Below are 15,810 nucleotides of genomic sequence, written 5' to 3' on the forward strand. Positions count from 1 at the left end.
GCTCTATGAAAACAATTAATCGCGCACTGACCATTATTATTACAACCACCATTCTTACTGGATAGTGGCATAGGTCGGTGCAACAAATTTAAAGGCCTGTGTTCACTAAGAACACAGGCCTTTTTTCGTTTTATGGGATGAGGAACATAAATAATGCGCGTTTTAAAATTTGGAGGCTCTTCGCTTGCCGACTTTGCCTGTTTGCAACAAGTAGCTTTGCTGGTAAAAGCACAGTTAAAAGATGAAATGTTACTGGTACTTTCTGCACCCGGAGGTATGACTGATTCATTAGTTGCGCTGGCCAGTGCCGCTGAGCAAGGTCAAGATTTTTCTCAGCAGTGGCAAGCTTTGCTAAGCCGATGCGAGACATTAAAAGCAGAAGTAGAAAAAAGCAGTGGCGAAGTAACAAACTGGCCAGATTTTAATGAGCTTAAAAATAAGCTAGATGGTGTGGCGCTTATTAAGTGCTGCCCAGATCAAATTCGTGCTTTTGTAATTAGTTTTGGTGAGCGTGTTAGCGTATCGCTAATGCAAAGTTTATTAAGCTCGCACAATGCACAATACCTTGAAGCAACGCGTTGTGTTGCCTCTACTGGTGGCTACATTGATGCTGAGGCCGACTTAGTAACGAGTAAAGCACGCTTTCAAGCAGTACTTAAAGAAAACCCAGCCACCATTTACATTATGCCAGGCTTTACAGCAAGCAACGAGCAAGGCGAACTTACTACACTTGGTCGTAATGGCTCTGATTACTCAGCAGCTATTGCAGCGGCATGTTTAGATGCTGAAATTTGCCAAATTTGGACTGACGTTGATGGTGTGTACAGTGCTGATCCGCGCTACATCAAAAAAGCGACTAAAGTTGATTTCTTATCTTATAAAGAAGCGATGGAGCTTTCTTACTTTGGCGCTAAAGTACTTCATCCTAAAACCATTTTACCGTGCGCGAAAGCGGGCGTACCGTGCGAAATTAAAAATACCCATAACCCAGATGCTCAAGGGTCATTAATTGGTAACGACTATTCATCTGATGAGCCAGTAAAAGCGCTTTCTAGTTTGCAAGACTTAGCAATGCTTACCGTGTCAGGCCCTGGCATGAAAGGTAAAGTGGGCATGGCCTCTAAGGTGTTTAATGCCCTTGCGCACGATAACGTATCGATAGTATTAATTACTCAATCATCGTGTGAATTTAGCATTAGCTTTTGTGTGCACGAAAGTGATTTAGCGCTCGCGCTAGAAGCCTTGCAAAGTGCATTTGAACTTGAATTACAAGCAGGTTTAATTGAGCCGGTACAAGTACAACGTAATCTTGCCATTGTTACTTTAGTGGGCGATAACATGCGCGCACACAAAGGTTTAGCAGCACAGTTTTTTGCTTCTCTTGCACAGGCCCAAGTAAACATTGTAGCCATTGCTCAGGATTCTACAGAAAGTGCTATTTCGGCGGTTATTGATGGCGAGCTGTGTAACGATGCAGTGAAAATATGCCATGAAAACTTTTTTACGCACGTCCCTTCAATTGACGTATTTTTACTTGGCTGTGGCTTAGTAGGCCAAGAGCTTATTTCTCAGTTAGAGCGCCAGCAAGCGTGGCTTGAAAAACGTAACATTAAGTTAAACTTATATGGCGTTGCTAATTCTCGTCAATTGCATTTAGACAGCGAAGGTATTGCATTTGATGACTGGCAGCAAAAGCTTGCAGTATCAGAGCAAGCGTTTGATTTAAATTTAGTTGAGCAGTTTGTAAAACAAAATCACTTAGTAAACCCTGTGCTTGTAGATTGTACGTCTTCTGATGCGCTAGCAGCTCAGTATGTGGATTTTTTAAATGCGGGCTTCCATGTGGTTGCCGCTAATAAAAAAGCAACAACCAGCTCGTATGATTATTACCAAGACTTAATTGCAGCAACACAAAAAAATAACCGCAAGTTTTTATACGAAACAAACGTAGGTGCAGGCTTACCGGTAATCGATAACCTACAGTCGTTATTTGGTGCAGGTGATGAGTTACTTGAGTTTAGCGGTATTTTATCAGGCTCACTGTCGTACATGTTTGGTGCACTAGAAGATGGTTTATCACTTTCTGAGGCAACCATTAAAGCAAAAGAAAGCGGTTTTACAGAGCCAGACCCACGCGATGATTTATCGGGTACCGATGTAGCACGTAAATTACTTATTATTGCTCGCGAAGCCGGCATGAAACTAGAGCTTAGTGATATAGAAGTAGAGTCGGTATTGCCACAAGGTTTTGCACAAGGTGACAGCGTAGATGAATTTATGGCTAAACTGCCAAGTTTAGACGCTGAGTTTAACGACCGTATTCAAAGTGCGGCAGCAGAGGGCAAGGTACTGCGTTATGTAGGTACAATTAAAGAAGGCCACTGTAAAGTAGGCATTGAAGCGGTCGATTCATCGCATGCATTAAATGTTATTCGTGATGGTGAAAACGCATTAGCTATTTTAAGCCAGTATTATCAACCACGCCCGTTTGTAATTCGTGGCTACGGTGCAGGCTCTGCGGTAACCGCTGCAGGCGTATTTGCCGACGTATTAAAAACGTTATCGCGCTAGGAGAGCATTATGATAGAAGTATATGCTCCGGCGTCTATAGGTAATTTTGCAGTGGGCTTTGATGCACTTGGCGCAGCGCTTGCGCCTATTGATGGCAGCTTATTAGGTGATGTAGCCGTAGTAAGCGCCGCAGCAAGTGATGAGTTTGTTTGCTCTGGCGAATATGCGCATAAGTTACCAAGCGATGCGAGCGAAAACCTAGCATATCAATGTTTAGTACATTTTAGAGCGCACGTTGCGCCAGATATGCCAAGTGTAAAATTAGAGCTTAAAAAGAATTTACCAATTGGCTCAGGGCTAGGTTCGAGTGCGTGCTCGGTGGTAGCAACCTTTGCTGCGCTTGATAAGTTTGCTCAAACCAATTTAAGCCAAGTTGAGCTGATTGAATTAATGGCTGATTTTGAAGCTATAGTCAGTGGCGGGCGTCATTATGACAACATCACCCCGTGTTATTTAGGGGGCTTACAGCTTACAGGCGATTTAATTCCTGATAAGTCAATTGCTCTACCAGTTGATGAAAACTGGTACTACGTAGCGGCGTTTCCTGGGTTTTCGCTTAATACCGCAAAGGCGCGCTCGGTATTACCTAAAGAGCTAAGCATGCATGCAGGGGTTGAGTTTGCACAGCGTTTATCGGCATTTAGCAGTTTGTTATTAACGCAGCGTTTTGATGATGCACTGAGCATTATGCAAGACGATATAGCAGAGCCGTACCGAGCACCGTTAATAACAGGATTTAGCGAAGCGAAAGCAAATTTGCCAGCGCTTGGTGCAGAAATTGTCAGTATTTCAGGTGCAGGCCCTACGTTATTTACACTGTGTAAAACATTAGAAGCTGCCGAGAAATGTGCGCAGTGGTTAGCGCAAAACTATATAAATGAGCAGGGCTTTTGCCACATTTGTAAATTAGATAACGACGGCACGCGTCAATTAACAGTTTTATAGGATAGGCATTTATGCAATTACATAATTTAAAAGAAAACTCTCAAAAAGTGTCGTTTGTTGAAGCGGTAAAAACAGGGCTTGGGCGTAATCAGGGGGTATTTTTCCCTGAAAGCTTAGCGCCACTCGCCGATGTAGATGCGTTATTAGATATGGACTTTGTTACCCGCAGTAGCAAAATTTTATCACACCTTATTGGTGATGAATTACCCGCTGATACCGTTGCTCAAATGGTTAAAAATGCATTTAACTTCCCCGTAAAATTGGTAGAGGTTGAAGACAATAACTATTGTTTAGAGCTTTTTCATGGCCCTACGCTTGCGTTTAAAGACTTTGGCGGGCGCTTTATGGCTGAGTGTTTAGCACAGTTTAATCAAGGCGAAAAAGTCACGATTTTAACGGCAACCTCTGGCGATACTGGCGCTGCTGTTGCACATGCGTTTTACAACAAGCCAAACATAGATGTGGTTATTCTATACCCTAAAGGCAAAATTTCGCTTGCTCAGCAAAAGCTATTTACTACGCTTGGGAACAACATTCATTGTTACGCGGTTGATGGCAGTTTTGATGATTGCCAAGAGCTGGTTAAAAAGTCGTTTTTAGATGACGAAGTTAAATCTACACTTGGCCTAAATTCAGCTAACTCAATCAACATTAGCCGCCTAGTGGCACAAGTATGTTATTACTTTGAAGCCATTGCTCAGCTACCAAAAGAAAAGCGTGCTACAGCGCATATTTCAGTCCCTAGTGGTAACTTTGGTAATGTATGTGCCGCCATGATTGGTGCTGTAATTGGTTTGCCGGTGGGTAAACTAAGCGCGACTACAAATCAAAACGACACCGTGCCACGTTACATGCTTGATAAAAATTGGGCGCCAAATGCCACACTTGAGTCGCTTTCAAATGCGATGGATGTAAGCAAGCCAAATAACTGGCCACGTGTGCAAACAATGTTAGATAATAACTGGTTTAGCTACGATAATTTTTACTCAACCAGCGTGAGCGAAGAAAATACGCAAGCAGTGATGAAAAATATTCAACAAACTGGTTATGTTGCAGAGCCGCATACCGCCATTGCATACCAAGGTCTTGTAGAGAATAAAGCACCCGGCGCAGCAGGTATCTTTTTAGCAACTGCTCACCCTGCTAAGTTTAAAGATAGCGTAGAAGAGATTCTAAATATTGAACTTGATATGCCAAAACCACTTAGCGACGCACTTGCTAAACCTTGTTTAGCAAGCGACATTAACCCTGATTATGAAGCGTTACGCACTGAAATACTCGCTAAGTTAGGCTAACTAACTTAGCGTTAAAAAAGCGGCTTTGGCCGCTTTTTTTGTATTTTGAACGCGCTAAATAAAGTATTTATCATTAACTAATTAAATGTAAAAAATAAAAATCATTTAAATTATTAATGCATTTATAAAAAAATATCATCTTAAAAACGCTGTGAAATAGATTCAATCCCTGTTTAAATATCCTCAACTTAAGAGCGTAGGCAAAGAGTCGTTTAAAGCGTACAATAAAGCCTCTAAAAAACACCATACACGTTGCCCTAGGAGACCCCAATGTTAGAACGTAGCATGAATATTTCGGATTTTGATCCAGAGTTATTTGACGCGATAAACAAAGAAACTGCTCGCCAAGAAGAGCACATTGAATTAATCGCATCAGAAAACTACTGTAGCCCACGCGTACTAGAAGCACAGGGTTCACAGCTTACAAACAAATACGCAGAAGGTTACCCGGGCAAACGTTACTATGGCGGTTGTGAGCACGTAGACGTTGTTGAACAACTTGCAATTGATCGTGCTAACGAGCTATTTGGTTCTGACTATGCAAACGTTCAGCCACATGCGGGTTCTCAAGCAAATGCAGCTGTTTTCTTAGCATTATTAGAAGCGGGCGACACTGTACTTGGTATGAGCTTAGCTCATGGTGGTCACTTAACGCACGGTTCACACGTAAGCTTCTCAGGTAAGCTATACAATGCAATCCAGTACGGGCTAGACGAAGCAACTGGTGAAATTGACTACGCACAGGTAGAAACGCTAGCACTTGAGCACAAACCAAAAATGATTATTGGTGGTTTTTCTGCGTACTCAGGTATTGTTGATTGGGCTAAATTCCGTGAGATTGCTGATAAAGTAGGTGCTTACTTATTTGTTGATATGGCTCACGTTGCTGGTTTAATTGCAGCGGGTGTTTACCCAAGCCCAGTACCTCACGCGCATGTTGTAACAACAACAACACACAAAACATTAGCAGGCCCTCGTGGTGGTTTAATTATTTCTGCTTGTGGCGACGAAGCAATTTACAAAAAGCTTAACAGCGCTGTGTTCCCAGGTGGCCAGGGTGGTCCTTTATGTCACATTATTGCTGCAAAAGCAGTGGCATTTAAAGAAGCTCTACAACCAGAATTTAAAACATACCAAGCACAAGTAGTTAAAAATGCTCAAGCTATGGTTGCTGTTATGCAAGAGCGCGGTTACAAAATCGTATCTGATAAAACAGAAAACCACTTATTCTTACTTGATTTAATCGATAAAGATATCACAGGTAAAGATGCAGACGCAGCGCTTGGTAATGCAAATATTACTGTGAACAAAAACTCTGTACCAAACGATCCTCGCTCACCGTTTGTTACTTCTGGTTTACGTATTGGTTCACCTGCAATTACGCGTCGTGGCTTTAAAGAAGCTGAATCGAAAGAACTTGCTGGCTGGATTTGTGACGTATTAGACAACATCAACGATGAGTCAGTACAAGCGCAAGTTAAAGAAAAAGTTAAAGCAATTTGTGCAAAACTACCTGTATACGCTTAATTGCATAAGCAGCAGTAATTTAGATCACAACAAGGGGCCTGTTTACCTTTCGAGGTTTAATTTGCAGTAGTATGTTTGGTTTTTAGGCAAGGCAGAGTCTATGTAGTGTGGTTACTCCACACAAATAGGCGATAACGCAGCATAAATGCCAAACATGCACTGCCCTCGGGTTCGTCCTAGGGGCGATTTACTCTTTGTTGCTCGGTTTTTACTTAGCCCACTAGGTTACAAACCTCGCGCCGCGATCAAATCACCCCTAGATAGAACAAATTTAATCCTGAAAGGCCAACAGGCCCTATTTTTTTGCTAAGATAAAAGGCCGCTAAATAGCGGCCTTTTTTGTTTTAAAACGGAAGTACCGAGTTATGCATTGCCCATTTTGTACCGCAAAAGATACTAAAGTTATTGATTCTCGCCTAGTCGGCGGAGGCCACCAAGTTCGCCGTCGTCGTGAATGTAACGAGTGTCACGAGCGATTTACTACCTTTGAAGGCGCCGAGTTAGTTATGCCACGTGTAATTAAACAAGATGGCAGCCGAGAACCCTTTAATGAAGATAAACTACTCAATGGCCTTAATCGCGCCCTAGAAAAACGCCCTGTTAGTACAGAGCAAGTGGATGAAGTGGTTAATATTATTAAATCGCAGTTGCGTGCTACCGGCGAGAGAGAAATATCAAGTCACCTTGTGGGTGAGTGCATAATGGAGGCGCTTAAAAAACTGGATAAAGTAGCCTATGTGCGGTTTGCCTCTGTGTATCGCTCGTTTGAAGATATACGCGAATTTGGTGAAGAAATTGCCCGTTTAGGGGAGTAATAATGCAAAACCAAATAACCTTTACTGCGCAAGATGAAATGTACATGGCACGTGCCATCGAGCTTGCAAAAAAAGGGCGATTTACAACCACCCCCAATCCTAATGTAGGGTGTGTTTTAGTTAAAGATAACCACATAATTGGTGAAGGGTTTCATCAATTAGCTGGGCAGGGGCATGCTGAGGTTAATGCCCTTGCTGTAGCAGGTGAAAACGCAAAAGGTGCGACTGCGTATGTTACGCTTGAACCGTGTAGCCATTACGGACGCACTCCGCCGTGTGCAGAGGGTTTAAAAGCCGCAGGTGTAGTAAAAGTTATTGCAGCTATGGTCGACACCAACCCACAAGTAGCAGGTAAAGGGCTTAAAATACTCAGCGATGCCGGTATTGAGGTTGCATTTGGGCTTTTAGAGCAGCAAGCGCGCGCACTTAATTTAGGTTTTTTTAAGCGTATGGAGCAGGGACTTCCGTATGTTACGTGTAAAATGGCGGCCAGCATTGATGGTAAAACCGCGCTAAAAAATGGCCAAAGTAAGTGGATCACCGGAAGCGCTGCGCGACAAGATGTACAATTACACCGAGCACAAAGCTGCGCTATTTTAACGGGCGCCGATACGGTTATTACCGATGATGCTAAGCTCAATGTGAGGTTAAGCGAGTTGCCACAGGCTTTGCCTACTGAATTACCCCTACGCCAACCGGTGCGTGTTATAATTGACTCACAAAATAGGCTTACACCAGAGCTGGCAGTATTTAATATTGAAAGTGAAATAATAATTTTTACTACCAAGGTTGATAAATCAACGCAGTGGCCGCATTTTGTAAGGCATATAGAAGTGCCACAGCAAAATAACAAAGTTAATTTAACGTCTGTTTTAGCGCACCTTGCTAAGCTGCAATTTAATCATGTTTATTTAGAAGCGGGTGCTACACTTGCCGGTAAAATGACAGAGCTTAATTTAATAGACGAATATATATTTTATCTAGCGCCTAAACTAATGGGGTGCGATGCAAAAAGTTTAGTTAATTTTGCTCCGCTAACAGATATGCAAAACACCGTTAATTTGACGTTTAAAGAGTGTGTGAAAATAGGCGATGATTTACGTATAACCGCCACAAAACACATTCCAATCACTTAATTAAAAGAGTAGGGCTATGTTTACTGGAATAATTGAAGCCACAGGCAAAATTGCGCTATTACAAAAAAAACAAGGCGATTTAGCCATTCGTATTCAAAGCGCTAATCTTGATATGAGCGATGTAAAGCTTGGCGATAGCATTGCCACTAATGGCGTATGTTTAACGGTAGTTGATAAGCACATTGATGGCTTTAGTGCCGACTTATCAAACGAAACTATCAGCTTAACTGGGTTTGCAAATTATAATATTGGCCAAACAGTTAACCTTGAAAAAGCCATGCAGCCGGTTTCACGTTTAGGCGGGCATTTAGTGTCAGGTCATGTTGATGGCATTGCAACCATTACAGCTATTACTAGTAATGCGCGCGCCACAGAATATTGGCTAAGCACCGATGAAAATTTAATGAAGTACATTCCTTACAAAGGGTCTGTATGTATAGATGGTATAAGCCTGACAGTAAACGCTGTACAAGGTAATAAATTTAAATTAACCATAGTGCCGCACACAAGCGAGCAAACCACCATTGCTGATTTTAAAGTGGGCACACGCGTTAATTTAGAAGTCGACCAAATTGCACGTTATTTAGAGCGCCTTATTAAAGGGGCTGAGCAGCCGACAGGCTCAGATATTTCAATGAGCTTACTAGCTAAAGCTGGTTTTGTTAAATAACGACACTGATAACTTACACGAGCAAATTTATGAATTTACACAGCGCACAAGAAATCATCGACGACATTAAAGCCGGTAAAATGGTTATTTTAATGGATGACGAAGACAGAGAAAACGAAGGTGATTTAATCATTGCAGCAGAGCACATTAGCGCCGAAGCAATTAACTTTATGGCTACTCATGGCCGTGGCTTAATTTGTTTAACTATGACGCAAGAGCGTTGTGAGCAGCTTGATTTACCGTTAATGGTTAAAAACAATGGCGCAGCGTTTTCTACTAACTTTACTATGTCGATTGAAGCATCTAAAGGTGTAACAACGGGTATATCAGCAGCCGATAGAGCGCGTACAGTTCAAGCGGCAATTGCAAAAGGCGCCGTACCAAGCGATATCGTACAGCCTGGGCATATTTTTCCTATTATGGCACAACCAGGTGGCGTGTTAACGCGCGCAGGCCACACCGAAGCTGGGTGTGATTTGGCACGTTTAGCCGGCCTTGAAGCCTCATCAGTTATTGTAGAAATTCTCAATGCTGATGGCACTATGGCGCGCCGCCCAGATTTAGAAATATTTGCTAAAGAGCACGGTATTAAAATTGGCACAATTGCAGATTTAATTGAGTACCGAAACCTTAACGAAACCACCATAGAGCAAGTGGCTAAGTGTAAATTACCCACTGAGCACGGTGAGTTTGATTTAGTAACCTACAAAGATACGATTGACGGCCAACTGCACTACGTATTGCTAAAAGGCGAAATTAAAGAGCAAGAACCAACGCTTGTGCGCGTGCACTTACAAAGTACCTTTAACGACATTTTGCTTTCAGACAGAAGTGCGGACCGTAGTTGGGGGCTTTCTGATGCGATGGCTTACATTGCAAAAAATAACGGTGCACTGGTTATTTTAGGTAAACAAGAAAGCACCGAAGAGCTAGAGGCCACAGTAAAAGCATTTGCTGCTGCCGATGCTGGCGAAAATGTTACGCCGCGTAAGTTTAAAGGTACATCGCGTACCGTTGGTGTGGGCTCGCAAATACTGGCTGATTTAGGTATTAAGCAAATGCGCTTAATGAGTCGCCCTAAAAAGTACCATGCACTTTCGGGCTTTCATTTAGAAGTGGTTGATTACGTTGAGCCACAATAAGGGCTCAGCTTTTAACTAGTCTATTTTTTTATTTTTATGGTATGATGCGCAGCAATTTTTGCGCAATCGCAACCGCTTGAACATATTTTTAGGGTTATCAAATGAAAATTATTGAAGGTAATAAGTACGCTCCAGGCAAAAAATTCGCTATTGTTATTTCTCGTTTTAACGATTTTATTGGTAGCAGCCTACTTGAAGGTGCTGTTGATGAGCTAAAGCGTACTGGTGGCGTAGCCGATGATGACATTACCGTTGTGTATGTACCCGGTGCAGTAGAGTTACCTTTAGCGGCAAAACGCATTGCGGCAAAAAAAGAGTATGATGCAATCATCGCATTAGGCGTAGTGATCAGAGGTGGTACACCACACTTTGACCTCGTTGCTGGCGAATCTAACAAAGGCCTTGCAAATGTATCGCTTGAGTATGATATCCCGGTTGCATTTGGCGTATTAACCACAGAAAGCATTGAACAAGCAATTGAACGCGCTGGTACCAAAATGGGTAACAAAGGCGGCGAAGCGGCATTAGGCGCGCTTGAAATGGTTAATGTGTTAGATAAAATTTAAGTTTAAGGAATTTTTGTGAAACCAGCAGCAAGACGTAAAGCACGTATCTTAGCACTTCAAGCCGTTTATTCTTGGCAATTAAGTGGCAATTTAATTGCCGATATCGAACAACAAATGTTGATCGAAAACGACGTGACTAAAATTGATGTTGAATACTTTAAAGATTTAGCGCGTGGCGTTGCCGTTAACTATAAGCAACTAGATGAAGCTGTATCTCCGCATTTAACACGTCCATTTGATGATTTAGATATGGTAGAGCGTGCAATTTTACGTTTAAGCGCGTATGAGCTTAAATTCCGTGAAGATGTGCCATACAAAGTAGCAATCAATGAAGGCATTGAGCTTGCTAAAATATTTGGCGCTGAAGACAGCCATAAATTTGTAAACGGTGTACTTGATAAAGCTGTTAAGCATTTACGCAAGTAATACTAACCTTGCTAAAGCACTCTGCTAAAGAGCTTAGCTTTAACAGTTAGTACACGTTAAAAAGGAGAGCCGGCATAGGTCGGCTTTTTTGTGTATGAAGGAATTTGAATTAATAAACCGCTACTTTAAAGGTCGTGGTATAACTCGTCGTGATGTAAGCCTAGGAATAGGGGACGACTGTGCATTAGTTACCGTTCCGCAAAACTGCCAACTTGCAGTAACAACTGATACGCTTGTATCGGGTGTTCATTTTTTTGATGACATTTCTCCCCGAGCATTAGGACACCGAGCACTGGCCGTAAATCTTAGTGATTTAGCAGCCATGGGGGCTGAGCCTACTTGGGTGTCGGTGGCATTAACCCTACCAAATATTAACCAGCAGTGGATTGAAGAATTTACTGAGGGAATGCACGAAATTGCTGAGTACTTTAATGTACAAATAATTGGTGGCGATACTACGCAGGGCCCTTTAACAGTTACTATATGCGCTAAAGGCACTGTGCCAGAAGGCAAAGCTTTACGCCGTGCAGGTGCTAAAGTGGGCGACTGGGTATGTGTAACCGGCACGCTAGGTGATGCCGGCTTGGCTATTGAATCTCGAAAGCGTGGCCTAAGTATTGAGCCTGAGCACTTAAAGTACATAAATAGCCGCTTTGATTACCCCACTCCACGGGTGGCTGCAGGGCAAGTATTACGTGGCCTTGCTTCATCAGCTATTGATGTGTCTGATGGCCTTATGGCAGATTTAACCCACATACTTGATATGTCACAAGTCAGCGCCAGTATCAATATTGAAAACATCCCAACCTCAGACGCTATGCGTTCAAGCCTGAACTTTGAGGCGCAATTGCCGTATATTTTAGGCTATGGCGATGACTACGAATTACTTTTTACTGTCTCTGAAGATAATAAAAGCATGTTGGAGCTTAAATTACGTCAATACGGCGTAGAAGCAACGTGCATAGGACAAATAAAAAGTGGCGAAGGGCACATTGAGCTTTTACACCACGGTGAAAAATTTAATTTTGAGCAACAGGGCTTTGAGCACTTTGCCAAGGAGCAGGTTTGACTAGCAAAAAACAGTTTAATTTAAAGCGCCCGCACCAGTTATTTGGCCTAGGGTTTGGTACTGGCCTTGCGCCTGTTGCGCCAGGCACCTTTGGTACATTTGCTGCTTTACCATTTATTTTTATGACCATGTATTTTCCGCTTTGGCTACAAATCGTGTTTGCCGTGGTTATTAGTATTTTTGGTATTTGGGCGTGTGGCAAAACCGCCGATGATTTAGGTGTGCACGACCATCCAGCCATAGTGTGGGATGAAGTTGCGGGTTATTACATTACGATGATTGGCGCAGCGCTTAGTTGGCAAACCTTACTTGTAGGCTTTTTATTATTTAGATTTTTTGATATTGCCAAACCTGGCCCGATCAAAACGCTCGATAAGCGAATGGACGGCGGCGTGGGTATAATGGCTGATGATGTACTTGCCGGTATTTTTTCGCTTATTTGTTTGCATGCGTTAATAAAAGCAGGTTTACTACCCTTTTAATTTTTGTGTTTTATTTGTTTAACTAGGTGGCAGCGAAATGATGCGATTTTTATTGGTATGTGTACTTATGTTGTGTGCCATGCCAAGTTGGGCTTCTATTACTGATTACGTTGTTAAGCAATGGAATATCAAAGATGGCTTGCCCTCGCAATCGCTAAAAAGTGTTGTGCAAGATCAGCAAGGCTATATGTGGGTCGGAACGCAATTTGGCCTTAGTCGCTTTGACGGCACAACTTTCACTAATTACAACACACAAAATAGTCCTTTTTTGCCAAGCAATGGTATTAATAAACTGCTCATAGATAGTAATGGCTATCTGTGGGTGGGCACTAAAAGTGGCTTGGTGGTCATAAACCCGCAAACGCTTGCCGCACAAGAATTTAATATTAAAGGCCCAGTTAGAGACATATTAGAAGATGCCAAGGGCAGCATTTGGATTGCAGCTAATGGGCTTTATTATGTAGACCGCAACCAAGTTGATTTACGTGATAAAGCGAACGAACTCGTTCCTATTGTAAATGCTACTGTGATCACCCAAATAGTGGGGTCGGTTAGTCAAATGGCGCTTTCTCCAGAGGGGATTTGGCTTGTCAACGACCGTCATTTACTACGCTTAACTAAAAGCGCCTCTGATTTTTCAAAACTCAGGTTGGAGTTAACAGCTAAGGTGTCGTTGCCTGAGCGGTTAGCACAAACCATTGTTCATGATCTGTCTTTTTTAAATGGTAATTTATATTTAGCCTCTGAACTGGGTGCCTACTTTTTAGATTTAGACGATGAGCTAAGACCTTTCCCGCTTCCGAATGCGAATAACTCAGCTGTGTATAAATTTATGAGCGACACCAATGGTGGATTATGGGTTTCTACGTATGGACGACTGCTTTTTAGAGCTAAGTCGGGTGAGTGGCAATGGGTTGAGCCAAGTCAGCTAGATCAAAGTATTTGGTTTGCCGATATTTACCGCGATAGCCAAAATAATATTTGGCTTGCAAGTTTTAGCGAAGGCTTATGGCTTGCACACGAAGGGCGTATAGAACGCCACTCTGCTTTATCGCAAATGACTGAGGCCGTTATGGCAATCAGCCAAGCGCCCGATGGTAATTTATGGGTAGCAAATAAAAGTGGTATTGGGTATTTCGATTTAAATAAAAACTTTGTCAATAAAATACCCAGTGCGCAATTTGGCCGCGCAACAGTACACGACTTACAGTTTGATGGCTCGCGTTTATATATAGCGACCGGACGAGGGCTGTTTTTTTTCGAGCAAGATAAACTATACAGTTTTCCTGGCAGAGCCCTGCGCGACAACCCTGTATTTGCTATTAGCCCATCAAGCAAAGGTGGTTTTTGGATAGGTACAGGGCGTGGCTTGTATAGGCTAAGTTATGGCGGGTTAACACCCTTTGCATACAATGCCTTTTTAGGCAGTAAATTTATAACGTATGTGCTCGATAAAGCAAACTTTGGTGTAATAGGGACCAGTAAAGGGGCGTATTACTTTACTGACCGTGGCATTGAAAAAATAGGTGACCAAACTTCGCTCGAAAGTGCATACATAACCAGCGTATTATACATAGATGGTGTAGGTATTTTAATTGGCTCGCTTAATGACGGCTTATTTTACAGAAGTTTGCAAGGGCATTGGCGACAGTTAGATGCAGCCAACGGCTTACCCTATGGCTCTATTTTTAGCCTAGAGTATGACGAAACTTATAAGCGTGTATGGGTAAGTACCATGAAAGGTGTTTACCGTATGCCAGTAGCGCAATTTAAATCAGAGGTGTCGAGCTTAAAAGTGGAAGAGGTTATTTCTTCTTTTGATAGGCAGCTCGATGGTAAAGCAAGCCAGTGTTGTAACGGTTTAGGACACGATGCCGTTGCCATGACCGATTATTCAATTTGGTACCCAAGCTTACAAGGCATTGTAGAAATACCTAAAAATACCGAGCTATTTGGCCTAAATGTATTAAAGCCTAAAGTAGAAACACTGACCACACCACTGCGCGCGTTAACTACCGCAGCATTGGGCGAAAAGCCTTTACTAGATACTGATGAGCGCGACATAACATTAAAGTACACCGCCATCGATTATTATGCGCCAAATAGTATTGAGTTTAGATATAAGTTAAGTGGGTTAGATAGTGATTGGCGCTATGCTAATGCACGCCGAGAAGCCATTTATACAAATTTACCGGCGGGGTCATTTTTATTTGAGCTTGAGGCAAAACGCCAAGGCGAAGATTGGGACAGAGCGCAAACTGTCGAGTATGCATTTGTAGTACCGCAGCGCTTTGACGAAACTATTTACTTTAGATTGCTAATTGTTAGTGGGTTTATTTTACTGTTTTACTTTATTTTTTGGGTATTTAGAGCGCAAGAGCGCCGTAAGCAAGAAGTACTCGAAGCGCTGGTTACAGAGCGTACATTAGAGCTGCGCCAAGCTAACGATAAATTAGGCCAAGTAAACTCACAGCTTAAACTAGTTAGTCACTCAGATGAGCTTACAGGGCTACGTAGCCGTCGCTTTTTGTTTGATCAGCTCCCTAAAGATATTGAGCACTTCCAACGTAATGCACAGTCTTTACAAGCGCAAGGTAAGTCACTTGTACTGCTTATTATCAACTTTGATAACTTTAGCCGTATAAACGATGCGTATGGCCCAATAGCAGGAGATAGCTGCTTACAACAAATGGCAGCGTTACTTAATTCGCGTACCCAAGGCTCTGACTATGTAGCACGCTGGAGTGGGGATGAGTTTTTATTATTGCTGCGCGATTTTAAGTGCAACATGATTGACAGCTATGCCTCTGATTTATGCCAAGCAATCGCATTAAATTCGTTTCAATTACCAAACGGTAAAACAACCAATATTACGGCTTCATTGGGGTGGTCTTTTTACCCACTGCCACTTTTAGGTGGGCAAGTAATAAGCTGGGAAACGTCGATAAACTTAGCCGATATAGCGCTTCATCAGGTTAAAAAACGCGGTGGTGACGGTGTGGCAAATATTACGTTTGATAAACAGTTGGATGCGTTTGAGTTTGAGCAAAATTCGAATGTAGATCAGCAGCTGGGTATTTTACAAAGTAATGGCTTAGCAGATATTAAAGTGTGGATGCGATAATGCCCAACCTACAAAAGTAGGCTAGGCATGGTGAGGGTAACG

At 42.4% G+C, this 15,810-nt stretch carries 13 protein-coding genes; all 13 read left to right on the top strand.

What is annotated here, in order from left to right; genetic code table 11:
• Window positions 1-153: 153 nt before the first annotated feature.
• The 13 genes from thrA (at window position 154) to VOI46_RS03695 (ending at window position 15,768) form a co-directional block, all read left to right on the top strand.
• A complete protein-coding gene (gene thrA / locus VOI46_RS03635) occupies window positions 154-2,571 on the top strand; it encodes a bifunctional aspartate kinase/homoserine dehydrogenase I (protein ID WP_004586857.1) in 2,418 nt (805 codons plus the stop codon).
• 9 nt (window positions 2,572-2,580) lie between these two features.
• Entirely contained in the window at window positions 2,581-3,516 is a 936-nt protein-coding gene (thrB, locus tag VOI46_RS03640) for a homoserine kinase (protein ID WP_004586858.1), read from the top strand.
• A gap of 11 nt (window positions 3,517-3,527) precedes the next feature.
• On the top strand, window positions 3,528-4,811 hold the full coding sequence (thrC, locus tag VOI46_RS03645; protein WP_004586859.1) for a threonine synthase: 1,284 nt from the start codon (window positions 3,528-3,530) through the stop codon (window positions 4,809-4,811).
• A 270-nt stretch (window positions 4,812-5,081) separates the two neighbouring features.
• A complete protein-coding gene (gene glyA, locus VOI46_RS03650; RefSeq protein WP_004586860.1) occupies window positions 5,082-6,338 on the top strand; it encodes a serine hydroxymethyltransferase in 1,257 nt (418 codons plus the stop codon).
• Between the two features lie 365 nt (window positions 6,339-6,703).
• On the top strand, window positions 6,704-7,153 hold the full coding sequence (gene nrdR / locus VOI46_RS03655; protein WP_004586861.1) for a transcriptional regulator NrdR: 450 nt from the start codon (window positions 6,704-6,706) through the stop codon (window positions 7,151-7,153).
• Window positions 7,154-7,155: 2 nt separating this feature from the next.
• The gene (gene ribD / locus VOI46_RS03660) at window positions 7,156-8,289 is read left to right on the top strand and encodes a bifunctional diaminohydroxyphosphoribosylaminopyrimidine deaminase/5-amino-6-(5-phosphoribosylamino)uracil reductase RibD (RefSeq protein ID WP_004586862.1); all 1,134 of its coding nucleotides are present in this window, start codon (window positions 7,156-7,158) and stop codon (window positions 8,287-8,289) included.
• 16 nt (window positions 8,290-8,305) lie between these two features.
• Window positions 8,306-8,959, top strand: a complete 654-nt coding sequence (locus VOI46_RS03665; protein WP_004586863.1) for a riboflavin synthase — start codon at window positions 8,306-8,308, stop codon at window positions 8,957-8,959.
• A gap of 29 nt (window positions 8,960-8,988) precedes the next feature.
• Entirely contained in the window at window positions 8,989-10,101 is a 1,113-nt protein-coding gene (gene ribBA / locus VOI46_RS03670; RefSeq protein ID WP_004586864.1) for a bifunctional 3,4-dihydroxy-2-butanone-4-phosphate synthase/GTP cyclohydrolase II, read from the top strand.
• 101 nt (window positions 10,102-10,202) lie between these two features.
• The gene (gene ribE, locus VOI46_RS03675) at window positions 10,203-10,667 is read left to right on the top strand and encodes a 6,7-dimethyl-8-ribityllumazine synthase (RefSeq protein ID WP_004586865.1); all 465 of its coding nucleotides are present in this window, start codon (window positions 10,203-10,205) and stop codon (window positions 10,665-10,667) included.
• A gap of 15 nt (window positions 10,668-10,682) precedes the next feature.
• On the top strand, window positions 10,683-11,093 hold the full coding sequence (gene nusB / locus VOI46_RS03680; protein ID WP_004586866.1) for a transcription antitermination factor NusB: 411 nt from the start codon (window positions 10,683-10,685) through the stop codon (window positions 11,091-11,093).
• Window positions 11,094-11,187: 94 nt separating this feature from the next.
• Window positions 11,188-12,162, top strand: coding sequence for a thiamine-phosphate kinase (gene thiL / locus VOI46_RS03685; RefSeq protein ID WP_004586867.1), 975 nt, complete (start codon window positions 11,188-11,190; stop codon window positions 12,160-12,162).
• On the top strand, window positions 12,159-12,644 hold the full coding sequence (locus VOI46_RS03690; RefSeq protein ID WP_004586868.1) for a phosphatidylglycerophosphatase A: 486 nt from the start codon (window positions 12,159-12,161) through the stop codon (window positions 12,642-12,644). Before thiL ends, VOI46_RS03690 begins: the two co-directional genes overlap by 4 nt.
• A gap of 37 nt (window positions 12,645-12,681) precedes the next feature.
• Window positions 12,682-15,768 carry a ligand-binding sensor domain-containing diguanylate cyclase gene (locus tag VOI46_RS03695; RefSeq protein WP_004586869.1) on the top strand — a complete coding sequence of 1,029 codons (3,087 nt, stop codon included), beginning with the start codon at window positions 12,682-12,684 and terminating at the stop codon, window positions 15,766-15,768.
• The last annotated feature ends 42 nt before the right edge of the window (window positions 15,769-15,810 follow it).

This window comes from Pseudoalteromonas sp. CuT4-3 (assembly GCF_035666335.1).
In the GTDB taxonomy this organism is placed as follows: Bacteria; Pseudomonadota; Gammaproteobacteria; order Enterobacterales; family Alteromonadaceae; genus Pseudoalteromonas; species Pseudoalteromonas atlantica.